Source organism: Bifidobacterium sp. UTBIF-68, from assembly GCF_006408855.1.
In the GTDB taxonomy this organism is placed as follows: Bacteria; Actinomycetota; Actinomycetes; order Actinomycetales; family Bifidobacteriaceae; genus Bifidobacterium; species Bifidobacterium reuteri.
Genome location: NZ_JFAN01000006.1, coordinates 1 through 23907, shown reverse-complemented (window position 1 = coordinate 23907; position 23907 = coordinate 1). Strand labels below are relative to the sequence as shown.

The 23907-nt window shown below is 61.9% G+C and carries 14 protein-coding genes, 2 tRNA genes and 2 pseudogenes; 13 read left to right on the top strand and 5 right to left on the bottom strand.

Going from position 1 to position 23907, the window contains the following annotated elements:
• The first annotated feature begins 66 nt into the window (after positions 1-66).
• Entirely contained in the window at positions 67-630 is a 564-nt protein-coding gene (locus BW14_RS02255; protein ID WP_140489207.1) for a helix-turn-helix domain-containing protein, read from the top strand.
• A gap of 5 nt (positions 631-635) precedes the next feature.
• Positions 636-1751 (top strand): site-specific integrase, encoded by a 1116-nt coding sequence (locus tag BW14_RS02250; protein ID WP_140489206.1) that lies wholly within the window; start codon positions 636-638, stop codon positions 1749-1751.
• A 96-nt stretch (positions 1752-1847) separates the two neighbouring features.
• Here the strand turns inward: BW14_RS02250 and BW14_RS02245 are convergent.
• A tRNA-Leu gene (locus BW14_RS02245) sits at positions 1848-1930 on the bottom strand.
• Positions 1931-2158: 228 nt separating this feature from the next.
• Positions 2159-3469 (bottom strand): tRNA guanosine(34) transglycosylase Tgt, encoded by a 1311-nt coding sequence (gene tgt, locus BW14_RS02240; protein ID WP_140489205.1) that lies wholly within the window; start codon positions 3467-3469, stop codon positions 2159-2161.
• 441 nt (positions 3470-3910) lie between these two features.
• Between tgt and BW14_RS02235 the strand changes: the two genes are divergently transcribed.
• The 9 genes and pseudogenes from BW14_RS02235 to BW14_RS02195 all read left to right on the top strand — a co-directional run bounded on the left by BW14_RS02235 (position 3911) and on the right by BW14_RS02195 (position 18148).
• Complete coding sequence (locus tag BW14_RS02235) at positions 3911-6082, top strand: S1C family serine protease (RefSeq protein ID WP_140489204.1); 2172 nt, start codon at positions 3911-3913, stop codon at positions 6080-6082.
• Between the two features lie 952 nt (positions 6083-7034).
• Positions 7035-9266, top strand: a pseudogene (locus tag BW14_RS02230) (HAD-IC family P-type ATPase); the annotation flags it as partial.
• Positions 9267-9534: 268 nt separating this feature from the next.
• On the top strand, positions 9535-11022 hold the full coding sequence (locus tag BW14_RS02225) for an FAD-dependent oxidoreductase (protein WP_375138428.1): 1488 nt from the start codon (positions 9535-9537) through the stop codon (positions 11020-11022).
• A gap of 780 nt (positions 11023-11802) precedes the next feature.
• Positions 11803-12861, top strand: coding sequence for a serine hydrolase (locus tag BW14_RS02220; protein WP_140489203.1), 1059 nt, complete (start codon positions 11803-11805; stop codon positions 12859-12861).
• 231 nt (positions 12862-13092) lie between these two features.
• A complete protein-coding gene (htpX, locus tag BW14_RS02215) occupies positions 13093-14034 on the top strand; it encodes a zinc metalloprotease HtpX (protein ID WP_140489202.1) in 942 nt (313 codons plus the stop codon).
• A gap of 265 nt (positions 14035-14299) precedes the next feature.
• Positions 14300-14370: transfer RNA gene (locus BW14_RS02210), tRNA-Gly, on the top strand.
• A gap of 152 nt (positions 14371-14522) precedes the next feature.
• Entirely contained in the window at positions 14523-15485 is a 963-nt protein-coding gene (locus BW14_RS02205) for a DMT family transporter (protein WP_140489201.1), read from the top strand.
• 215 nt (positions 15486-15700) lie between these two features.
• Positions 15701-16768, top strand: a complete 1068-nt coding sequence (gene fbaA, locus BW14_RS02200) for a class II fructose-bisphosphate aldolase (protein WP_044089490.1) — start codon at positions 15701-15703, stop codon at positions 16766-16768.
• A 519-nt stretch (positions 16769-17287) separates the two neighbouring features.
• On the top strand, positions 17288-18148 hold the full coding sequence (locus BW14_RS02195) for a YwqG family protein (RefSeq protein WP_181162277.1): 861 nt from the start codon (positions 17288-17290) through the stop codon (positions 18146-18148).
• Between the two features lie 70 nt (positions 18149-18218).
• Here the strand turns inward: BW14_RS02195 and BW14_RS02190 are convergent, their stop codons facing one another.
• The 3 genes from BW14_RS02190 to BW14_RS02180 are packed head-to-tail and all read right to left on the bottom strand — an operon-like array spanning position 18219 to position 21055.
• On the bottom strand, positions 18219-18590 hold the full coding sequence (locus BW14_RS02190) for a CrcB family protein (protein WP_181162276.1): 372 nt from the start codon (positions 18588-18590) through the stop codon (positions 18219-18221).
• A complete protein-coding gene (locus tag BW14_RS02185; RefSeq protein ID WP_140489198.1) occupies positions 18590-19759 on the bottom strand; it encodes a CrcB family protein in 1170 nt (389 codons plus the stop codon). Before BW14_RS02185 ends, BW14_RS02190 begins: the two co-directional genes overlap by 1 nt.
• Before the next feature lie 9 nt (positions 19760-19768).
• Positions 19769-21055: an adenylosuccinate synthase gene (locus BW14_RS02180; protein WP_044089486.1), complete on the bottom strand. Its 1287-nt coding sequence runs from the start codon at positions 21053-21055 to the stop codon at positions 19769-19771.
• 643 nt (positions 21056-21698) lie between these two features.
• Here BW14_RS02180 and gtfA point away from each other — a divergent pair.
• A complete protein-coding gene (gene gtfA / locus BW14_RS02175) occupies positions 21699-23222 on the top strand; it encodes a sucrose phosphorylase (RefSeq protein WP_140463893.1) in 1524 nt (507 codons plus the stop codon).
• Between the two features lie 416 nt (positions 23223-23638).
• Positions 23639-23907 (top strand): annotated as a pseudogene (locus tag BW14_RS02170) (MFS transporter); the annotation flags it as partial.

Genomic DNA, 23907 nt, shown 5'->3' with positions numbered 1-23907 from the left:
AAATTGAATCTATTGGCGTGTTGCATGATTCACTACGCATCAATTTGATGCGCTATGCTGTTTAGCATGGGTGACGAGGTAAAGAAAAAACGTTCCGTGAATGGCGTGGACGTAACAGGGCGTCAAGTGGCCAATAACGTCAAACGGTTGCGTGGTGGCATGACATACAAGGAATTGTCACAAAGAATGGCAGCCGTTGGACGAGAAATAACAGTGCTGGGATTGCGCCGTATTGAATCGGGCGAACGGAAGGTGGACGTGGACGATCTCATGGCGTTCTCCATCGTGTTTGACGTATCGCCATTGACGCTACTGTTGCCGGAAAGCGGGTCGCGGGACATGAAGACGCATATAACCGGCCGACCCGACGACCTACGCTGTAATCAAGTGTGGAACTGGGCAACCGTCATACAGCCGTTGCCGAGCATTGAACGGGATGAGAAGGCGGAAGAACTCATAGAACATCGTGTTGCATTTTGCGAGCGCTCCAAGCCACAAATCGACTCAGTGCGCATCAGTGAGGAAACTGACGCCGACGACGGAATTAGTGCTTGGAAACGTTTTGCTGAAATACTTGATAGATTGCCACCGTCGGAAGAGGTCGTTATCGGCACCGATTCGGAAGAGTAGGTTCTATGGTTTCGTTCCAGTCTTACGATCTCAAGGACGGGTCTAGACGTTGGCGCGTGTGGTGGTACGACCCGGATCACGTTCACAAGAACAAGAGCGGTTTTAAGACCAAGCGGGCGTCTCAGGACTGGGCGGCGCGGAATGTCACGGCCGCAATGAACGACGGTGCGTATGTAGATCCGCAAGGTTCTAAGGCGTTCATAGAGCCGTTGGGGAATGAATGGGTGGCGGCGCATGAAAGCGTGTGGAAACCGTCGCATTACAACAGCGTCGAAACGTCATGGCGCGTGCATGTGCGGCCTAAATGGGGGCATAGGCGGCTGGGAGAAGTCACGCACTCGGAGATTCAGCAATGGGTTAACGACCTCAGCAAGGCAAAAAGCGCGTCGGTGGTCATTCGGGCGTTCGGGATCATCAAAAACATCTATGAGACGGCGGTAAGAGACGGTCGAATTGTCCGTACGCCGGTAACAGACATCCAACTACCGAAGAAGACGCGCAAGCCCCGAACGTACCTCACGCCTGCGCAACTGGCAAAGCTGGCGGAATGCTCCGGCGAATACAGGCCGCTCATTCTTGTTCTTGGCCTGTGCGGGCTGCGATGGGGTGAGGCCACGGCGCTCAATGTGGAAGATGTGGACTTCGAGAAGAACCGGCTGCATGTCACGAAAAGCGTCACCAAGGTAAGGAAGACGTACAAGCTGGGCACGCCCAAAAACAACCGATCCCGCGACGTGCCCATGCCCGAACCTGTGCGTGATGCGTTGCGGGCGCATGTTCTGGGCAAGCGTCCCGACGAACTCGTGTTCGTTGGGGACAAGGGTGGCTATGTTGCTCCTCAGAGCCTCGGCAAGAATCATCGTTGCTGGTACAAGACGGCCGTATTCCAGTCGGGCGTGCCGCCGCTGACATGTCACGACCTGCGGCATACGGCGGCAAGTATCGCCGTGCATTCTGGCGCAAACGTGAAGGCCATACAGCGTATGTTGGGCCATTCGTCTGCCGCCATGACTTTGGATGTATACGCCGATCTGTTTGACGACGATCTTGACGAGCTTTCCGGTCGGATTGACGTCGCTGTGGGCGAGTTTTTCAATTTGAATCAATCTAGTTCAATGTAGATTGTCATATTTTCCGTCATATTTTGGCGGTTTCATCATATACAGAAAAGCCCCGAACCGTTGGTATTCCAGCAGTTCGGGGCTTTCATTCCTGCGTGCGAGTGGGGGGAGTTGAACCCCCACGAGCATACACTCACTGCCACCTGAAGACAGCGCGTCTACCATTCCGCCACACTCGCAGACAATCGACTAACTTACACCCGGAGACGCGATAGCACAATCCTCGGCGTGTCGCGCGTGTGGCGTGTGCCGCGCGCCGAGGATTGTGCGGAAGTTATTGTGCAGAGTCGATCGCATGTCGTCATGCGCCTCGCGCTGTGTGCGCGGAATGGCGAGATTCGTCGCCGTTATCCCACACACACAGCGCAAGACGTGGCATCGCTTAACATCGCCTGATGCGGGCGGAATCACAGCCCGGGTTTGCGCGACCCGTTGCCGTAGAAGTGCGCCAAGGCCTCGTCGCGGAATTCGTTGAAATAGCCGCCGTCGATTGAGGCGCGAATGTCGTCCAGCAGTTTCACGAAGAAGTGCTCGTTGTGGATCGTGGCCAGAGTGAATCCGTTGAACTCGCGGGCGCGCAACAGATGGTCCACATATGCGCGCGAATAGTTGCGGCATGTGTAGCAGTCGCAGCCTTCCTCCAGCGGCCCGAAATCGAACTTGTGCTGGGCGCGCTTGATGTTGTATCGGCCGTTGCGCGTGAAAATCGCGCCATTGCGGGCGCAGCGTGCGGGAGCCACGCAGTCGAACGTGTCGCCGCCGTTCTCCACGCACGCGAAGATATCGTCCACGGAAGCGATGCCCAGCACGTGACGCGGACGATTCTCCGGCATGGCATCGCAGATCCATGCGCAGGTGTCGCCGATGATGCGCTTCTCGATCGCGCCGCCGATGCCCACGCCGTCGAAGTCGAGCGAGGCGATCTGTACTGCGGCCTTGCGGCGCAAATCCTCGTAATTCGCGCCCTGCACCACGCCATACAGCGCCTGATATGGTTTGCCGACCCGTTCGGCGGTGAGGTGTTCGTGCTCCGCCACGCAGCGCTTCGCCCAGCGGAATGTGCGCTCCACCGAATCCTCCTGATAGGAGCGGGTGTTCATCAGCGTGGTGAGCTCGTCGAACGCGAACATGATGTCCGCACCCAGCTTGTGCTGGATGCCCATGGAGATCTCGGCGGAGAAACGGTGTGCGCTGCCGTTGAGCGGCGATTTGAACGTCACGCCGTCCTCGTCCACCCAGGCCATACGCTCCTTGCCTTTGGCGATGATGTCGTCCGACTTCATGCCGGTCACGTCCATAGCCAGCGTCTTCTTGAAGCCGACGCCTAGGGACATCACCTGGAAGCCGCCCGAGTCGGTGAACGTTGGCCCGTCCCAGTGCATGAAACGGGCGAGACCGCCTGCGGCGTCCAACACGTCCTCGCCGGGACGCTCGAACAGGTGGAAGGCGTTGGCGAGCAGGCATTGCGCGCCGAGCTCCTTCATCTGCTCGGGCAGTACGGCCTTCATGGCGGACTGCGTGCCTACCGGCACGAATGCGGGTGTGCGGATGTCGCCGTGCGGCGTGTGGATGATGCCGGTGCGGCCGTATCGCGCGCCATTCCGGCCGAGACCGTCCGCCGTTGAGGGCAGCCGGGTGATGGTTTCAAAGCTGAAGGCGCTGCGGTCGCCTGGCTGACCGGGCTCCGCGCCGAGGGGATGTTCCAAAAGACTCGTCATAGTGTTCACTTTAAGCAAAAGGGCGGGAAATGTGAAAGCGCCGGCGAAGGCGGAGGGGCGGGAATCTGGTAACTGCCTTCAGTGAGGTACTTTTCGGCCTCTGCGGAAAGCTATCTCTGTTCAATGAGGTGCCGCATACGCGAAATGCCGAGTACAAGCATTGTCATTCCAACCTTCATACTCGTCGTTTCCCATTTGCAATACCACACTGAAGGCAGATACCTTTCCGCAAATCCCGAGATGTACCTCATTGAACGGAGATACCTCGCGAGACATCCATCGGACTCCTCGAAGATTACGCATAGACTTTCAACGAACGTTCAGAAAACCTCCAGATTGAATGCCTTTACTACAGAGGTAGAGCACGAGGGCGCGGCTGGTCGATGCGAACGACTGGCACGGCGCCACGAAACATATGAACTTCATGATTAAGGAGCAGCTATGGCTGACGAATTCAACCCGCAGGGCGTCGACCAGACCCCGCAGGACCCTCAGGGCAATCCGCAAGAGTTTCAGAACCCGGACGCGCAGGTCCCGCAAACCACTGATGCCACTACGCAGTCCACTTCGCAGGCGGCGGCGCAGTCCGTGACGCAGCCGCAGGAGCCTGCGTCCGCCAATACCGGCGTGGACGCCACCGCCACTCAGTCGATTCCCGGCCCGGATTCTACGGCGACCGCATCGCAGGCTCCGGAGAGCGAACCCGTTCCCGATTACGCTTCCGCCAAGGGTGAAAGCACGGTGGTGTCTTCGACGCCATCCACTGATGCGTCCGCTTCGTCCGCTTCGTCCGCTTCGTCCGCTTCGTCCGCTTCGTCCGCTTCGTCCGCTTCGTCTGCGTCTTCCGGCCAATCCGCCACACAGCCGCTGTACCGCCCGGCTCCCGAATTCGGCGCCTACGGCCCTGTGCCGACCGCAAACCAGCAGGGCGCTCCGGCCGCCGGCGGTCAGCCCACGCAGCCGCTGCCGTTCGGCCAGTCCGCTCCGCAGCAGCCGGGTCAGCCGGGCCAGCCAGGCAACCGCAACCCGTACTTCACCAACAACCCGCAGCCGACCGCGCCGTCCAACGGCAATCCGTTCGCCCCGCAGAGCACTCCGAACGGTCAGAACAACGGTCAGAACAACGCGGGCGGCCTCTTCGGTTTTGGTGCGCGCAATGGTGCTAATGGTGCAGCTGGTACCGGCAACGCCAACGGTGCTCCGGGAACCCCTGGCGCACCCGGCACTCCGAACGGTCCGGTTCCGCCGCAGTCCGGATTCCCCCAGCCGGGCCAGCCCGGCGCGCCTGCGTCCAAGGGCCTGAGCAAGACCGCCAGCAGCATTGTCGCGGCTGTCGTCGCAGCCGTAGTCGCCGCCGCGCTGTGCCTTGGACTTGGCTACGCGGCCATCACCTACGGCTGGGTGACTGTGCCGACCACGAGCTCGCTGGCGAATGTGACCTCGAACAAGTCCGGCTCCGGCTCCGCCACCGCCAAAACCGGAGAAGCGCCTGACTGGCAGACCGTGGCCGGCGACGTCTCCGGCTCCGTGGTCTCCATCCAGACCCAGCTGAGCAACGGCACCGCCAAGGGCTCCGGCGCGATCATCAGCACCGAGGGCTACATCGTGACCAACAACCACGTGATCTCCGGCGCCCAGCAGATTCAGGTGACGCTGGCCAACGGCACGATGTACTCCGCGCAGCTCGTCGGCACCGATACCACCACCGACCTCGCCGTGATCAAGCTCGACAACCCGCCGAGCGACCTCAAGGCCGTGGAATTCGCCGATTCCGACAAACTCGCGGTCGGCGAGAACGTGATGGCTATCGGCAACCCGCTCGGCTACGACGACACTGCCACCACCGGCATCGTTTCCGCCCTCAACCGCCCGGTGACCGTGACCGACGACAACAACAACGAGATTGTGACCAACGCCGTGCAGATCGACGCCGCCATCAACCCGGGCAACTCCGGTGGCCCGACCTTCAACGCGGCCGGTCAGGTGATTGGCATCAACTCCTCGATCGCATCGACCGCCACCTCCTCCGAGTCCGCAGGCTCCATCGGCATCGGCTTCGCGATTCCGTCCAACCTGGTCAAGCGCGTGGCTGACGAGATTATCAAGGACGGCTCCGCCAAGCATGTGGCGCTGGGCGTGGTCATCAAGTCCGACACCGTCGAGGCGGACGGCGTGACCCGCGGCGGTGCGACGGTCACCAAGCCTTCCGCCGGCGGTTCCGCAGTGGTGTCCGGCGGACCGGCCGACAATGCCGGCATCAAGGAGGGCGACACCATCGTGGCCTTCAACGGCAATGCGGTGAACAACAACTACTCGTTGCTGGGCTTCGTTCGCGCCGCCGCGCTGGGCGACAAGGTGACACTCACCATCGTGCGCGATGGCAAGACCATGGACGTCGACGTGACGCTCGACAAGGAGGAGTCGTCGGTGAACGGCTCGTCCAGCTCCAACTCGAACAACAACAACCAGAACCAGAATGGTCAGAACGACCAGAACGGTCAGAATGGTCAGAACGACCAGAACGGCAACGGTTCCAACGGCGATTCGAACGGCAACAATGACGGTGGCACCGGCGACGACGGTGGTTTCACCGATCCGTTCGGCCTCTGGTAAAGCCCGGTTCCCGGCAGACCATGCCGGGGCAGCATAACTGAACAAACACACGTCACATGACGCTGGACGGCCGCCGCCGAGCATCATGTCGGACAATCAAAGGACCGTGGGGGATGATTCCCCACGGTCCTGTTGTTATATGTCGTGTGTTGTGGTTGCTGCGCTCGCTTGACCTAGTGCCTTGCGTCAGAAATGCGTTAATTATTCTGGCTCCCCTTGTTAGGACAGCACCGTAAAGCAAACAGCGGAGCTGTTTGTAGGTGCTGTGCGAGCCGACAGGCGAGCCGGCAAACCGCGCGCGAAGCGCGTCCCTGATTACAGGACGAGCTGGCCCGGCGGGTCTGAGGGGTAGTCGATTCGTTAACGGATCACCGACTCGAGACACTGGTTTCGTTCGATTCAATGCCATGTTTCATGAAAGGCTTGCCTTCTCCCGCGTTTTGACAGGCTTTCCCCTTCGCGCGGCGAAGAATCCGCCGAAAGTCCCGTGCATCAGGCAACATGGTAGGCGCAAGAATTTGCGATAACTGAATACCGATTTTTTACGCCGTGTATCGGAAAGTCGCGCGGGGCTCACAATGAGTCCGGCACAGACGCCGGTGGGTTAACAAGGCGTGACCACAGTGCCGATTACGGCTGGCCACGCACGTATACCCGCAATGCCGCCGCGATTGGTTCCGTATACCAGCGTAAGGAGCCTGAGATGAAGCATCTCATCAGTTTCTTCAAACGATTACTCACTGCCGCCGTGCGCATCTGCCGCTTGGTGCCGATGCTGCCCATTGTGGTGTTCGCGGCCATCCCATTGGCGTTGCTCGGCGATTGGCGTCCGTGGAACAGCGCGGTTGCCGCAGGGGTTGCCGGGCGTGCTGCCAATGGGGCGGCGAGCATCGATTCCAATGTGTCGTCGGCGGCCACGACTACAGCCGGTATCACGGACGGAGGTCTCCGCATTCCGGTGCTTGGAGACCCCGGCGTAGGGCAGTGGATCGTCATCGTGCTGGTGCTCGTCATCGTGGCCGACACCGTCCGCGGCATGATCGACGACATCCGCCACGGTCAGGTAGGCGTCGATTTGCTCGCGGTGATGGCCATGCTCTCCACTGTCGCCGTCCACGAATACTGGGCGAGCTGGGCGGTGACTCTGATGATTACCTCGGGCGAGGCCATCGAGGAATACGCCCAAAGCAAGGCCGAACGCAACCTGACCGCGCTGATGAACGCTGCCCCGCAAACTGCGCACGTCGTCAACCTGCCCGGCGTGGGCCGTAGGTTTGCTGCCGATAAGGGCGACGCATCCGGTGGCTTTCGGCGTGTGGGCTTGGCTCCGGCAGCGGCAGCCGCGCAGCATTATGAAACTGTGCCGGTCGGCCAAGTGCAGCCGGGCGATGTGCTCATGGTATTGCCCGGCGAAACCGTGCCGGTGGACGGTGAGCTGCTCTCCGGCGAGGCGACGCTGGATTTGAGCGCCATCAACGGCGAGCCGATGCCGCGCACGCTGTTCGCCGGCGCGCGCGTGATGTCCGGCGCGGTCAACGGTTCGACGGCGCTGACCATGCGCGCCACGCAACCGGCCGCTGACTCACAGTATCAGCGCATTCTGCAGCTCGTGGAATCCGCGCAGGAATCACGTCCGGCAGTAGTGAAGACCGCCGATCGGCTGGCGGTGCCGTTCACCGTGCTCGCCTTGCTGATCGCCGGCGTCGCCTGGGCCGTGTCCGGCGTATCGACCCGATTCGCACAGGTGCTGGTACTCGCCACGCCCTGCCCGCTGCTGATTGCCGCGCCGGTGGCGTATATCGCCGGCACCGGTCGCCTCGCCGCCGCCGGAGTGCTCATCAAGACGCAGGATGTGCTGGAAAACCTCGGCAAAGTGACACAGGTGTTCTTCGATAAGACCGGCACGCTCACCGTCAAACAGCCGCAGGTGGTGCGCGTGGAGATGCTGCCCGAAGCGGCGGTCGCGCGGCCGTACGATGGGATTTCTGATTCCAGTCCGGCTTCTCTTAGTGCGGTTTCTTCTGATTCGGTGTCTTCTGATTCGGTCAGCGGCGCTTCGACCGCTTCCATGCCGCCGGCCGGTGACGCCGTGCCAGCCGAGCGCCTGCACTTGGACGAAGACCATGTGCTGATGTTCGCGGGTGTGGTTGAGAGCTATTCCGTGCATATCCTGTCCAAGGGCATCGCCAAGGCCGGAGCCGAGGCGATGAGGCGGTTGCGTGAGCGCTATGAGGAAGGCCAGCGACTCTGCCCGGAGCCGGAAGCCAGCTGGTCGGGGCATGGACGCGACTATCCGGTGGTGAAGAGCATCAAGGAGGATTCCGGCAAGGGAGTGTCCGGCGAGGTGAACGGGCACGCGGTGCGCGTCGGGCGGTTGTCGTTTGCGGCAGCGCGGGATGATGGGGTCCTGACGGCCAACCCCCTCAGTCCGCTTCGCGGCCAGCTCCCCCTGCAAGGGGGCACCGAGAAGGCGCTGCTGCGCGCTGACACCTTCACCAACCAGCTCCCTCTGCAAGAGGGCGGCAAGGAAGGCGGCGAATCGCTGCGCACGCGTTTCGGCCGGTTGCAGCCGGATGAGATGGCCTCCTATGTGTCGGTGGATGGGCAGCTGATCGCACGCATCGTGCTGCGTGACGTGCCTCGTACCAACGCTCGCGAGGCGCTCGCCCGATTGCACGAGCTGGGCGTCGCCAAGCTTGCGATGCTCACTGGTGACAAGCGTGCCTCGGCCGAGATCATCGCGCGCGAGGTCGGCATCGACGAGGTTCACGCCGAGCTGTTCCCGGAAGACAAGGTGGCCGCGGTCAAGGCCGCGACCGCAGAGAACGACGGCGTGAAACCAATCACCATGATGGTGGGCGACGGCGTCAACGACGCGCCTGTGCTCGCCGTGGCGGACCTCGGCGTGGCCATGACCGATGGCACGTCCACCGCCGCTTCGGAAAGCGCCCAGGTGGTGATCATGAACGATGACATCGCCGCCGTGCCGCGCGCCATCGCCATCGCACGGCGTACCAAGCGCATCATGTTGCAGGCTGTGGTTGCGGGCCTCGCGCTCGCCGTCATCGGCATGGTGGCAGCTGCGTTCAACTTGATTCCGGTCGTCGTCGGCGCGTTCCTGCAGGAGGCCATCGACGTGGTGAGCATCCTCTGGGCCCTCACCGCCGTCCTCGACCGGGAGTGACGCGGGCGGTGCTATGGCGTCGTCCGTGAATCCTTGCACTGACCGACACCCGGTGCAAGGATTCACGGTGCAGCCAGGGAGAAAAACCGCAATTCTACATTGGAGAAGGCGATAATCCTACATTAGGGAAAACCATAATCTGACATTAGCGACGCCCATAATCCTGCAGTTCATCTTGTTGAGACGCGCGCCGACTATGGCCAAACACACAGAATTCCCACTACTCGCCCCCTGTTGCAACGGAAGGCTTTGCGATAACCTGTAACGCGTGACTGAATCTGTGAATACTTCTGCAAACAACGCTGCTAACGCCGCAGACAACGAACTCCGCATCGCCGTGATCGGCGCTGGCCCTGCCGGCGTCTACTCGTCCGACATCTTCCTGCGCCAGCTCAATAAGCTCGGCGAGGAACTGGGCCTGGGCACCAAGGCGCGCATCGACCTGTTCGAAAAGCTGCCGGTGCCGTTCGGCCTGGTGCGCTACGGCGTGGCCCCCGACCACCCGTCCATCAAGTTCATCGCCTCCGCACTCGAGAAGACGCTCGACAACCCGGACATCCACCTCTACTGCGACGTGGAATTCGGCAAGGACGTCACCCTTGACGACTTGCTCGCCCGCTACGACGCCGTGCTGTTCGCCACCGGCGCGGTCAAGGATAAGCCGCTGAACCTGCCCGGTGCCGATCTCGAGGGCGTCTACGGCGCGGCCAAGTTCGTCGAATGGTATGACGGTTACCCCACCGGTGCCCGTGAATGGCCGCTGACCGCCGAGAACGTCGCCGTGATCGGCGGCGGCAACGTGGCCATGGACGTGGCCCGCGAGCTCATGCGCAACGCCGACGATCTCAAGGCCAAGACCGACATTCCGGACAATGTGTACGAGGGCATCGGCAAGAACAAGGCCAAGGTGCTGCACTTGTTCATCCGCCGTGGCGTAGCCCAGGCCAAGTTCAGCGTGCAGGAGCTGCGCGAGATGGAGAAGCTGCCGGGCGTGCAGCTCATCATCAACGAGGACGACTTCGACCTGGACGACGAGACCATCGAGGTGGCCGGCAAGGACAAGCTCACCCGCCAAATGGTCGAGGAGCTGTTCGCCGTGCGCGAGATGGCCGAGGATATGGAAGACGACGGCGACGTGGACTTCGAAGGCAATCCTGCCGACCGCAAGTACTACATCCACTTCAACTCCGCGCCCACCGAGATTCTGGGCGAGGACGGCAAGGTCAAGGCCATCCGCGTCGAGCGCACTGAAACCGGCGCCGACGGCAAAATGCACCGCACCGGCGAGTTCACCGACTACCCGGTCGAGGCCGTGTACCACGCCATCGGCTACAAGCCGGCCGAGGCTCCGGGCATCGCCTACGACGAGCACGGCGCCCATCTGGCCAACGCCAATGGCGACGGCCGCATCACCACCGAGGCTGAGGGCGGCGAAGTGCGCGAACGCCTGTACGCCACTGGTTGGGCCAAGCGCGGCCCGGTGGGCCTGATCGGCTCCACCAAGTCCGACGCGCTCGCCATCGTGACCAACATGCTCGAGGATCTGGCCAAGGCCGCCGAGGGTGGTCGCGTGGCCGCCGACCGCGACCCCGAATCCATCGACCGACTGCTGGCCGAGCGCGGCATCAGGCCGATCGACTTCGCCGGCTGGAAGAAGGTCGATGCGTTCGAGCGCGCCGAGGGTGCGAAGGAAGGCCGCGAACATAAGAAGGTCATCGAGCCCGACCAGATGCGCGAGCTTGCCCTCGCCGAGTAGCGTCTGGGCTGGGTAGCGTCGGTTGGGCGGCATAGAACTGCATCCTTCCCTCGGAATCGTCCTCGCAACCGCCCATACAACTGCAATCGCCCCTCTCGGGCGGCATCTTTCCCTTACGGCCGCCCGTACAACCGCGAAATGGGTCGAAACATAAGTTATCGATGCCATCGGGTTATGTTTCGCCCCATTTGGGTGGTGCGAAATGGGACGAAACATAAACCCATGCCGTGCAAGAGTTATGTTTCGCCCCGTTTCCTGCCTCCGTGGTGTCTCCGCGCCCGCGTGACATCTTCGCGGCACTTTCATGACGTTCTCTTTGGGCATCCTCTTCAGCGTCTTCCAAGAGTTTCTGTACCATACGCGGAGCGAAAAGCCGAGCGACCCTCAGCTTTGCCGCGCTACAATGCGCTGTAGACGGCCGGGTGTGTGCCACTGAGCCTGTGATGTGATCGGCACATGCTCGCGAGGAACATCGCGAGCATGTGGCACTCACAATCTCGGTCGCTGGGATTCGCTCGAACCCGTCTCAACCTGTCCGGATTCGGTCTTGACCGGATTTGCTGGAATCTGCCAGGTTTCGTACGGATTAGGTTTCGTTCGGATTAGGTTTCGTTCGGACCTGTTCGGATTCGCTGGGTCTACTTCGGAGGCTTACTTCGGACTGCTTGGGCTGACTCGGCTCGTCGGCTTGGCTCAGTTCGGCTCGTCGATTCGACTGTGTACATTCGGCTGCGCGCTCTCGGCTGCGCAACTCAGCTGTGTAAGGAATGAAGGAATCTCGTGACTGGCAAATATCATGCACGCTCCACCATGCTCCATCGCCAACGCATCTATCGCCGTCGCCGCATCACGGTGGCGGGGGTATGCGCGGCATGCATGGTCGCCGACCTGATCACCACGGCGCACAGCCCATGGTGGCTGAATGGCGGCGATGCCTCGATACCGGATGCCGTATCGTCCGAGATCGCCGCCGCGCGCGCTGGCGCTGAGGGTGCCTCCGAAGCGAAAAAGTCCGATGCCGTACCGCTGACCCCACTGCAGAAGGCGGTGCAGAACGTCGGCAGTCTGGATGGTAGCGCTCAGGTTTCGGCGGTCGGTTTCCAGCTTAGCGCCGACCAGCAGTCCCAGCTCGAGCAGCAGCTGAACGCCATCGCCAGCTACGGCTACCAGGCGTCGTTCACGCTGGTCGACGTTTCGACCGGCGCGGCGCTCAGCTCCTACGGTGGTACCGCGCGCTATTCCGCGTCCGCCGTCAAAGGCCCCTACGTGCTCTCCTTGGCCGCCACCGGTACCATCGACATCAACGCGGTATACCAGTCGTCCGACACGGTCGCGGCGGACGATCGCAATCTCATCGAGCAGACCATCACCGTCTCCGACAATGACGCTTACGCCGCGCTGCACGATTCCTATGGCGGCACTCCGCTCGGCACGTGGGCCAGTGGCCTCGGCGTCACCGCCGACGTGACCGACACCAAGTACTACGACATCTCCTCCAACGACCTCGCGCGCCTGTGGCTCAAGGGGCAGACATACCTATTCTCCACGAACGCCAGCGACGACGGCACCGCCGATGCGCGGCAGTGGCTGGCTTCCGAATATTCGGATACGCTGAATTCCGCGATCCACATGGCGCTGGGCGATCAGTATGCCGTGAACACCAAGGCTGGTTGGATCGATGAGGGAGGTTATGTGGCCCAGAATGACGCCGGTATCGTGCACTCGGGTTCCGGCGATTATGTGCTCGCGGTGATGACCGACGCCTATGGCGAATACGATCTGCTCACTGATTTGATTGTTACTCTGGATCAGATTCACTCCGCCTCGATGCACGCCTGATTCGCCGTACGGCTGACTGTTCGTGACTGGTTATGGATGGTCGGCTGCGCGGCTGGTCGACTGCGCGGCATCAGCGGCTGCCCGTCCAGCCATCGTATCTGGCTGGCCATCGTATCTGCCCGGCCGGGAATCGTCCGAATCGATTGCCGCTCCACACTTGCGCATTCCGCTGTGCACTCCTCTCGGGGCATATCCAGCAATCATCCAGCTACCGTCTTTAGGCTGGGCGTTATGAATGCCAAGGTACGGGTGCATGGCCATTTCAACGGCCTGAAGACGACGCTGCTGTTCGCCCTGATGTGGGCCATCATCATGCTGATTTGGTGGGCCACGGGCGGCAGCCGTGGCACGCTCGGCATCTATATCATGATCGGTCTGGCCACCACATTCGTCTCCTACTGGTTCTCCGACAAGCTCGCCATCGCCTCGATGGGCGCGCGCGAGGTCAGCGAGCAGGAAGCCCCCGAAATCTACCAGATCGTGCGCGAACTGAGCGCCAAGGCAGGCAAGCCGATGCCGCGCATCTACATCGCGCCCACCATGAGCCCGAACGCGTTCGCCACCGGTCGCAACGAGCGTCACGCGGCCGTTTGCTGCACCCAGGGCATCCTGCAGATCCTCAACGCCCGCGAATTGCGCGGCGTGCTCGGCCATGAGCTGATGCACGTGTACAATCGCGACATCCTCACGTCCGCCATCGCCTCCGCCATGGCGACGGTGATCACCTACCTCGGGTATTCGCTGCTGTATTTCGGCGGCGGCTCGCGCGACGATCGCGAGGGCGGCTCAGGTGGGCTCGGGTTGATCGGTGCATTGCTGAGCATGATTCTTGCGCCGATCGCAGCCTCGCTGATTCAGATGGCCATCTCCCGCACGCGCGAATACGATGCCGATGAGGACGGCAGCCTGCTGACCGGCGATCCCGAAGCGTTGGCGTCCGCACTCAACAAGATCGCGTACGGTGCGCAGACCACGCCGATGCAGAAAACCGCAGGAACCCAGTCCGTGTCCGCGATGATGATCGCCAACCCGTTCTCCTCGGTCGGTTTTTCGCGACTGTTCTCCACCCATCCGCCGACCGATCAGCGCATCGCCCGCCTGATGCAGATGGCCCAGGAGATGAACGGCGGCGCTCCGCTCGGAGCACCGTATTCCACGCGCGCGCTGCGGTAATGCATGGCGGTGCACGATACGCGCTTACCCTCGCGTGAAGGGCCCGCCACTCAAGATTGCGATATCCAAGCTATTCTGGTTCCTTTCTCTGCGAAGGTGCTGCCAGCGAAGCTGACTGAAGGGAGTATTCCACCTCGGCATCCGCTTCGCCGTAAGAGTCTGAGAGGTTTCGCATGGCGCGTGCTGTCTCTTCCTGATTTTCGTGGTACGATAGCTACTCGTGCGTTATCGCGGCTGGTGGTGTTCGGCCCGGCGAAACGCACACGCGGACGTAGTTCATCGGTAGAATGAAAGCTTCCCAAGCTTTAGAGGCGGGTTCGACTCCCGTCGTCCGCTCTACTCACCATCATTTGAATCAAGCCGCTTTCCTTTACGGCAGTAGGAGAGAGCGGCTTTTTTCGTCAGCTGCACGCGCCCTATCCGAGGGCTGTGAACAGGTTCATCAACTGTCCGCGTGTATGGTGCGGTTGCGCGTATTGTGAGGCTCGATGCATATCTCACAGGAATCCTCGAACGATGAAGCAGCGCCTCAGTCCGCGTCCACGCCTAAACGCGCTCCCACATTCGAACGCACCCCGCGGGACATCTTGATCGGTGGCGCACTGGTGCTTGTGGGCGGTCTGCTGTGGGGTGCGAACGCCACGGTCTCCAAGATTCTGATGGGTGCGTATCATGCGGATCCATTGTGGATCGCGTGCGTGCGCGAGCTTGTGGCCGGTGTGATTTTCCTCGTATGCTCTGCAGTGTTCACGCCGAGGCTACTGGCCGGCGCGATGCGCGACCGTGCATCATATCCGCGCCTGCTCGCCTGTTCGCTGATCTGCGTGCTGCTGGTGCAGGTCTCCTATCTGAAAGCCATCGACTGGACCAATTCCGGCACCGCCACAGTGTTGCAGACACTGAATCTGCTGTTCGTATTGGCGATTGTCTGCGTGCGCAGCCAACGTCTGCCGCGCATCAAGGAGAGTGTGGGCGTGGCGCTCGCCTTTGCCGGGACCGTGCTGATCGCCACTGGAGGCGACCTGACCCAGCTCAGTCTGCCGCTGCCGGGCCTCATGTGGGGACTGGCGGACGCGATGAGCACCTCGCTGATGGCGATCGCGCCTCTGGCCCTGATGAACCGGTGGGGCAACTTCACCATCAACGGCATCATGTTCGTGATCTCCGGCATCGTGCTGCTGCCGTTCGTGCGCCCTTGGGCCACCGCGCCTGTGTTTGATGCGCTGGGATGGGCGCTGATGGCGTTCACGATTATCGGCGGCACATTCGCCGCGTTCTGGCTGTTCCTCGCCGGCACGCAGCGATGCGGCGCGATGCGGGCCACCATGCTCGGCACCAGCGAGCCGGTCACCGCCACCATCACCGGCGTACTGTTCGCGGGCGCGGTGTTCACGCCCACCGATCTGGCCGGCTTCGCGATGATCATCATCATGGTGTTCCTCATCAAGTAACCTATCATGTCTTTGAATCACCTTGTCAGGGGAGCTGTCAGGGGAGCTGACTGAGGGGTAGTCATGTTCGAGGCGTGCAATTTCGGTAGTCAATCCGTTGAATCGGGGCCGAAGAAACCATCAGAACCAAAGATTTACCAAGATGTGACCAAACGCACAGCCATGCGTAACCGGTGAGCCATAGGGGCGGGCAGGGCGCGAGACATAATGAAATTATGACAATTGCAACACCGGAACGCTATGCTGAAATGCTTGACGCCGCCCGCCGCGGCGGGTACGCCTACCCTGCCATCAATGTGACCAGCTCCCAGACGCTGAACGCAGCGCTCAAGGGCTTCGCTGATGCCGAATCGGACGGCATCATCCAGATTTCTGTGGGCGGCTCCGCATACGTGTCCGGTCAGGCGGTGAACGACCGCGTCACCGGCTCGCTCGCGCTGGCCGCGTTCGCGCACGTGGTGGCGGCGAAGTACCCGAACATTACCATCGCCCTGCACACCGACCACTGCGCTAAGCAGTACCTTGACGAATGGGTACGCCCGCTGCTCGCCTACGAGGCGGACGAAGTCGCGCGCGGCAAGGAGCCGACGTTCCAGTCGCACATGTGGGATGGCTCCACCGTGCCGCTCAAAGAGAACCTGGACATCGCCGAGGAGCTCCTCGACAAGTCCCAGAAGGCGCACACCGTGCTGGAGATCGAGATTGGCGCAGTCGGCGGTGAGGAGGACGGCCACTCCGCCGAGATCAACGAGAAGCTGTATTCCACCCCGGAGGACGGTCTGGAAGTCGCCCGTCGCCTCGGACTGGGGGAACGCGGGCGCTACATGGCCGCGTTCACGTTCGGCAATGTGCACGGCTCCTACAAGCCTGGCGTGGTGAAGCTGCGCCCGGCGCTGCTCGGCGAGATTCAGTCGCGCGTGGCTCAGGCCGTGGTCTCCGGCGAACTGCCGAGCGCCGCCGGTAGCGTGAGCTTCCCCAATGGCAAGCCGTTCGAGCTGGTGTTCCACGGCGGGTCCGGCTCGCGCCCGGAGGAGATCGCCGAAGCGGTGAGCTATGGCGTGGTCAAGATGAACATCGACACCGACACCCAGTACGCGTTCACCCGCCCGATCGCCGACCACGTGTTCGAGAACTACGACAAGGTCCTGAAGATTGACGGCGAGGTGGGTGAGAAGAAGTTCTACGACCCGCGTTCATGGGGACGCAAGGCCGAGGCAGGCATGACGCAGCGCGTCATCGAGGCCTGCCAGCAGCTCGGTTCCGCCGGCAAGGCGCTGAAGTAGGCTGCCGCTGAGGCACGAGTGCGGGTTCGGCGGCGCTGAGAGACCGTATGTTCGCGCATTAACGTCATCGCCGCGAACTTGCAGCCGATTCTGTGGCGCTTAGGGACCGTATGTTCGCGCGTGAACGCTACTGCCGCGAACATGTAGCCGATTCCGCGCCGCAGAGAGACCGTATGTTCGCGGCACTCTCGTTGGGGCGCGAACATACGGCCGATTCCCGCACAATGGTGACTGGTCAAACTAGTGGTCCGTCTCGTAATTGTCTGAGTGGTGCTGGCCCCCTCTGGTGGGACGTTGCCGTGAAGCAAACAGCGGAGCTGTTTGTAGGCAACGTGCGAGCCGACAGGCGAGCCAGCAAACTGCCGCGCGCAGCGCGTCTGAAATTGCGGGACGGGCTGTCAGCGAAGCTGACTGGGGGGAGAGACGCGAAGCCAAAATCCTCAGTTATTAGCGAGACAAACCACTGTATTGTTGACGTATTGGCTAACGACAGTATCAAAGAAGATGATGGAGGGCCGCATGGCAACAGAAGATGACAACGACAACACCGCTCAGGCGTTGGTGGAGGAGATTGTGCGGCGTATAACGTTCGATACGCGCAAGCCTGCCGTCGCATTCGTGCCGGAAGAATCCGTGAAGCCGGACCTTCTGGGAAGCTTCCTCGGAGGGGATTCGTATTGGTCGCCGGGTGGCGTCCCGGTCACGGCGGAGGACAGCTCCCCGTTGTATCCGCTTGCGCAGATTCGTTGCTCGGATCTGGATCTCCCGGGGTATCCCACGCAGGGGTTGCTGCAGTTCCTCATAGGCACGGATAGCTTGTACGGATGCGATCTGTCCGCAAATTACGACAGCGAGGCAGAAAACGGTAATCGTTGTGTGCGTTATATTCCAACGGTTCCGGAGGTTCTCGCCTCTGATGAGGTGGTGACGCTTCCACATATCGTCAGAGATCCGGATCGAAACATATTCACGCCGTTCGAGAAGGGTTTCCACGGCTGCGCCTTGCTTGCCGAGCATATCGAAGAGGCTGTGAACAACGAATGTGATGAGTTCGATCCGGCGTATGAACGCGTCATCAACCAGTTCGATCCCGAGATGGTCGCCGAGTCCGAGGGCGTTCTGGGCGATGTGGAGCAGGCGGTCATCGACCGCATGTCCGCTGAGTCCGCCGCATCATGGATCCAGGTGGGCGGCTATCCGGTCTTCACCCAGTCCGATGTGCGTGCGGATTACGACGACGAACTGGTGCTGCTGAAGGTCGACAGCTACGACGACGTGCTGATGTGGGGCGACTCAGGATGCGCGAACTTCCTCATCCGCCGCAATGACCTCGAACAGCTCGATTTCTCCCATGTGCTCTACACGTGGGATTGCCTCTGAAGTAATTGGGCTCGAGGAGATTGTCTCTGAGAATCGACCACTAGTGCTGGGGCCGATTCTCAGAGATCGGTCAGTGAGAGAGGCTGCCGACGAGCCAGCCGGCGGTGACGCAGAGCACCGGCACCACGATGGTGGCCAGCACATAGATCAGCGCCGTACCGAAGTGCCGTCCGCGAATCAGTGTGACCATCTCGTTGATTGCCGTGGAGAACGTGGAGAAACCGCCCAGGAATCCGGTGACGAACAGCAAATACGTCGATTCCGGCACCACTTGATGGACGTATGCGGCGGCCGCCAGTCCTGCGCAAAACGTGGCGACCACATTGATGACGAACGTGGACAGCGGGAACAGTCGCTTCCATTTCTGCTGAATGGACGTGTTCACCACGAATCGTGCGGTGGCGCCCAAGCCGCCGCACAGACACACCAGTATGAACGTCATCAGTGGGCCTCCCCTGTGGTCGGGTCTCCGGTAAGGGGGATTTCGTCGGTGATGGGTGCCGGCTCGAAGGACGGCCTCATGGCGTAAGAAGCTGATGAAGCTGGAACGGACGAGGTGGCCGCCGTCGATGGCACATAGGGCGATGCGGCAAGACCCGTGGCGTCAGCGGCGGTGGAGACGGAAGCTGCCCTTGGTTCTGTCTCCACCGCAGAAGCCAGGGGCGAAGACACGGATGCGCCAAGCATGGCGGGCGCATCCACCGCCGACTGCGCAGGGAACGCAGTGCCAGCGGTATTCGCAACTCCGCTGGTACCAGTACCGGCAGTGACGCTGGCAGCGGTACCAGCGTCGCCAGTTGCGCCAACAGCACTGGATGCACCAGCGCCGCCAATGACCGTATCCATGTGCGATTCCGCACTGAATTCTCCGGACGCACCAGCGTTGAATCCGCCGGCAGGCATCCCGGTGCTCCCGGCATCAGCCACGATCACCGTCTCGCCGACTGTGACGTGACGCCCCGAACCGCCTTGCGACTGCTGGCGTTGCAAGGCCTCGGCGGCAATACGCCCTGTTCTGCTGGCGGTCAGCATGAGACCCAGTTTGGTGCCGCATGCGGCGACGATCAGGCCGCCGGCGAAGCTGGCCAGCAGATAGAACACCGCGCCGAGAATGTGGCCGTCCTGCAGCGACAACAGCTCCTCGATGGCCAGCGCGGACAATGTCGAGAACCCGCCGCACATGCCCATGCCGAACCCGCGCGAAGCGAGTTGACGCGTACGCTTGCGCATCCAGATGGCTTGCGAGAGATACGCGGACAGGCCGGCGAAGATGAAGCAGGCGGCCATGTTCGCCGTGAACGTCGGGATATGGAAGGATTGCCAGAAACCTTGCGACTGGGCGGTCGGTGGCAGTGCCAAGCTCAATCCGTAACGCATGGCAGTGCCGAGCATACCGCCCAGGAATACGACGCAGTAGACCATGACGTCCGCCAGCGGATTGAAGCGGGCCTGGATCTTCTTCATCGGCGCGAGCGGAATCTGCGGCGGATTGGCGGCCGCGGCGGCGCCCTGCGGCACCGGCGCGGATTGCGCGCGCACCTGAGCCGCCGAAATCTCCATCGTATTGGGCTGCGGTTCCGATGCACCGTCCTCTCGGGTCGATTCGGCCATGAGTGGAAATCAGTCGATCAGCGAGTGGATGGAAATGATGTGATCGCGCTGCGGACCGGTGCCGATCGCGGAGATACGGCAGTTGCTGATCTCCTCCAGACGCTTCACATAGGCCTGGCAGGTGGCCGGCAGCTCGTCGAACGTGTGGCAGGAGGAGATGTCCTCATCCCAGCCGGGCATGGTCTCGTATATAGGCTTGGCGGCGGCGAATGCGGCCTGATCGGTGGGCATGTCGTCGTAGCGCTCGCCGTCCACGTCGTAGGCCACACAGATCGGAATCTCCTTGAGGCCGGTGAGCACGTCAAGCTTGGTGAGCACGATGTCGGTCAGGCCGTTGACCTGGGAGGCGTAACGGTTCACCACGGCGTCGAACCAGCCGCAGCGACGCGGACGGCCGGTGGTCACGCCGAACTCGTGGCCCTGCTGGCGCAGCCATTCGCCGGACTCGTCGAACAGTTCGGTGGGGAACGGGCCCTCGCCCACGCGCGTCACGTACGCCTTGGAGACGCCGACCACGCGGGTGATCTTGGTGGGGCCGACGCCGGTGCCGGTGCAGGCGCCGCCGGCGGTCGGGTTGGAGGAGGTGACGAACGGATAGGTGCCGTGGTCCACGTCGAGCATGGTGGCCTGCGCGCCCTCGAACAGCACGGTCTTGCCCTCGTCCAGCGCCTTGTTCAGGATCAAGCCGGTGTTGGCCACGTACGGCTTGAGGCGTTCTCCGAGCTTCAGGAGCTCGTCGGTGGTCTGGTCCACGTCAATCGGGCGACGGTTGTACAGCTTGACCAGCATCTGGTTCTTCTGGTGCAGGCTGGCCTCGACCTTGTCGTGCAGGTGCTGCGCGTTGAACAGGTCGTGCACGCGGATGCCGACGCGGTTGATCTTGTCCGCGTAGGCCGGGCCGATGCCACGGCCGGTGGTGCCGATCTTATGCTTGCCGAGGAAGCGCTCGGTGACCTTGTCGAGCGTGCGGTGGTAAGGGGCGATGATGTGCGCGGCCTCGCTTACCTTCAGATGCGAGCAGTCGATGCCGCGGGCCTCAAGGCCGTCGATCTCCTGGAACAGCACCTCGGGATCGACCACCACGCCATTGCCGATCACCGGGGTCAGATTCGGGTTGATGATGCCGGAAGGCAGCAGGTGCAGTGCGTATGATTCGTTGCCGACCACGACGCTATGGCCGGCGTTGTTGCCGCCGTTGAAGCGGGCCACAAAGTCCACTTTGGTGCCGATCAGATCGGTCGCCTTGCCTTTACCCTCATCGCCCCACTGGGCGCCAATAAGAACAATTCCGGGCATGCCTGCCTCCCCGCTAGCACGTTGCGCAATGGGTTGCGCACAAGAAGTGTGTACGTTTCCGCCGGGGACTAGGTTACCGTACGGCCTCTACCCTGGGCGCGGCATGTTCCATTGTTTCGTTGCCATTCGGATGTCACGCGGGAGACGGTCGTATGACGTTGCTCAGTCGGTTCGCCCGCAAGTGGCCTACGTTCGTGATTTCGTGTGCTGCACGAGACTACCCCTCAGTCCTGCTTTGCGGGGGTGGGGGCTGAGGGGATAGTGAATTAATCAACGTACTTACGACGTGGCATATCGGCGCCGCTTGTCGCCGCGCATTGGCGCTGATGGTTGCGACATCGGTCGCCCCGCCGGTGCCGGTGGCAATCGACCGCCATCGACGGCTGAGTTTCGACATTGGTGATCGGTGACCCCAGTAACACGAACGTCCGGCGTCGGAGCCGTCGGATGTTTCCTCCACGACCTCCGTCTTCCTATTCGGGCGTGGTTTCTTATGTCCATCGCGAGGCTTGTCTCGGTCGTCGAATTGAACGCCAATCTCAAACCCGTTCGACACGCCATTCGATTGGACTGCGGGTTGCATCCGTCGATAGTATCGAACCGGTTCGATACAGAGTGTCACTGCACAACACAGGAGTTGCCCATGAAAAACAAAGTCCAGCTGATCACGTACGCGGATCGCCTCGGCGGCGGCACCATCGCCGGCATGACCGACGTTCTGCGCACCCGCTTCGCCGGCGTCTACAATGGCGTCCACATCCTGCCGTTCTTCACCCCGTACGATGGCGCGGACGCTGGTTTCGACCCGATCGACCACACCAAAGTCGATTCCCGTCTCGGCTCCTGGGGCGACGTCGCCGAGCTCTCCAAGACCCACGACATCATGGTCGACGCCATCGTCAATCACATGAGCTGGGAATCCGCGCAATTCCAGGACGTGTTGGCCAAGGGCGAGGAATCCGAGTACTACCCGATGTTCCTCACCATGAGCTCCGTGTTCCCGAACGGCGCCACCGAGGAGGACCTCGCCGGCATCTACCGTCCGCGTCCGGGCCTGCCGTTCACCCACTACAAGTTCGCCGGCAAGACACGACTGGTGTGGGTCAGCTTCACCCCGCAGCAGGTGGATATCGACACCGACTCCGACAAGGGCTGGGAATACCTGATGTCCATCTTCGACCAGATGGCCGCCAGCCACGTGAGCTATATCCGTCTCGACGCCGTCGGCTACGGCGCCAAGGAAGCCGGCACCAGCTGCTTCATGACCCCGAAGACCTTCAAGCTCATCTCCCGCCTGCGCGAGGAGGGCGTCAAGCGCGGACTTGAGATCCTCATCGAGGTGCACAGCTACTACAAGAAGCAGGTGGAGATCGCCTCCAAGGTCGACCGCGTCTACGACTTCGCGCTGCCGCCGCTGCTCCTGCACTCCCTGTTCACCGGACACGTGGAGCCGGTGGCCCACTGGACCGAGATCCGCCCGAACAACGCCGTCACCGTGCTCGACACGCACGACGGCATCGGCGTCATCGACATCGGCTCCGACCAGCTCGACCGCTCCCTGAAGGGCCTTGTGCCCGACGAGGATGTGGACAACATGGTCAAGACCATTCACGCCAACACCCACGGCGAGTCGCAGGCCGCCACCGGTGCCGCCGCGTCGAACCTCGACCTCTACCAGGTGAATTCCACGTATTATTCCGCGCTCGGCTGCAACGACCAGCATTATCTGGCCGCCCGCGCCGTGCAGTTCTTCCTGCCCGGCGTGCCGCAGGTCTACTACGTCGGTGCGCTCGCAGGCCGCAACGATATGGAGCTGCTGCGCAAGACGAATAACGGCCGCGACATCAACCGCCACTATTACTCCGTCGCCGAAATCGACGAGAACCTCGAGCGTCCGGTGGTGCGCGCGCTGAACGCGCTGGCTCGATTCCGCAACGAACTGCCCGCGTTCGACGGCGAGTTCAGCTATGAGGCCGATGGCGACACGTCCATCACCTTCCGCTGGGCTGCGGCCGATGGCGGCAGCCGGGCGGAGCTCACGTTCGAGCCCGGCCGCGGACTTGGCGTTGACAACACCACCCCGGTTGCAAGTCTCGCGTGGACCGACGCCGCCGGCGACCACGAGACCCACGACCTCCTCAACAACCCGCCAGTGGTGAGCCGCTAGTCGCATCGGTTCCCATTGGGGTTCTAGTATGCTGCGCCATTAGTTCGTTGATTGTATTTGCTGTCCTTCCATTCGTTGGCGCATTCGTTGGCGCAAGAAATCTGGATAATAATCCCGTTCGTCCCGGATTTCTTGCGCTGGGTGGTGTTGGGTGTTGTGGAGGGTGGTGTTGGGTGGTGCTGATCGCGGCATTCCTCATCATGCAGATCAAAGGAGTCAAGTAGCGCTCCCGGCGTACACTATGTTCATGGAAAGCAAACCGTCCGCAGTGCACTGAAGCCAGTGCGTGCGGGCGGTTTTTGCATGGGAGGCCCGTGCCACAGGAGCAATCGTGCATCGTACGATACCGCGGACGAGCAAAGCAGAAGCACGAGCCAAGACACGAGCCAGTACACGAGCAGAAGAAGGAACAAGCCATGCTGAACCCATATGCGCGTCCGGGAATCGACGATCGCCCGGACTTGGACAAGGCCCTCAGCCCCGAAGACAAGGCGGCGGTGGCGCGACTGGCCATCAAGAGCAATCGTCTTCCGCCCGAGGCGTCCGCCGATCAGCCGGAAGCCCAGGCCGTGCGCCTGGTGACAGCCGCCCCCGCTTCCGTGGCCTCGTCTGCCGCAGCCGCAGCCGCAGCGGCCAGCGTGGACGCCCCCGCGCCCGACATGGCGTCCGCGTATCTCGACATGCG

What these genes read in the sequence shown, in the direction of transcription:
- fbaA (WP_044089490.1), top strand. Translation starts at nt 15,701, where the DNA reads ATGACAATTGCAACACCGGAACGCTATGCTGAAATGCTTGACGCCGCC.
- BW14_RS02180 (WP_044089486.1), bottom strand. Translation starts at nt 21,055, where the DNA reads ATGCCCGGAATTGTTCTTATTGGCGCCCAGTGGGGCGATGAGGGTAAA.
- BW14_RS02205 (WP_140489201.1), top strand. Translation starts at nt 14,523, where the DNA reads ATGCATATCTCACAGGAATCCTCGAACGATGAAGCAGCGCCTCAGTCC.
- htpX (WP_140489202.1), top strand. Translation starts at nt 13,093, where the DNA reads ATGAATGCCAAGGTACGGGTGCATGGCCATTTCAACGGCCTGAAGACG.
- gtfA (WP_140463893.1), top strand. Translation starts at nt 21,699, where the DNA reads ATGAAAAACAAAGTCCAGCTGATCACGTACGCGGATCGCCTCGGCGGC.
- BW14_RS02235 (WP_140489204.1), top strand. Translation starts at nt 3,911, where the DNA reads ATGGCTGACGAATTCAACCCGCAGGGCGTCGACCAGACCCCGCAGGAC.
- tgt (WP_140489205.1), bottom strand. Translation starts at nt 3,469, where the DNA reads ATGACGAGTCTTTTGGAACATCCCCTCGGCGCGGAGCCCGGTCAGCCA.
- BW14_RS02190 (WP_181162276.1), bottom strand. Translation starts at nt 18,590, where the DNA reads ATGACGTTCATACTGGTGTGTCTGTGCGGCGGCTTGGGCGCCACCGCA.
- BW14_RS02255 (WP_140489207.1), top strand. Translation starts at nt 67, where the DNA reads ATGGGTGACGAGGTAAAGAAAAAACGTTCCGTGAATGGCGTGGACGTA.
- BW14_RS02250 (WP_140489206.1), top strand. Translation starts at nt 636, where the DNA reads ATGGTTTCGTTCCAGTCTTACGATCTCAAGGACGGGTCTAGACGTTGG.
- BW14_RS02195 (WP_181162277.1), top strand. Translation starts at nt 17,288, where the DNA reads ATGGCAACAGAAGATGACAACGACAACACCGCTCAGGCGTTGGTGGAG.
- BW14_RS02185 (WP_140489198.1), bottom strand. Translation starts at nt 19,759, where the DNA reads ATGGCCGAATCGACCCGAGAGGACGGTGCATCGGAACCGCAGCCCAAT.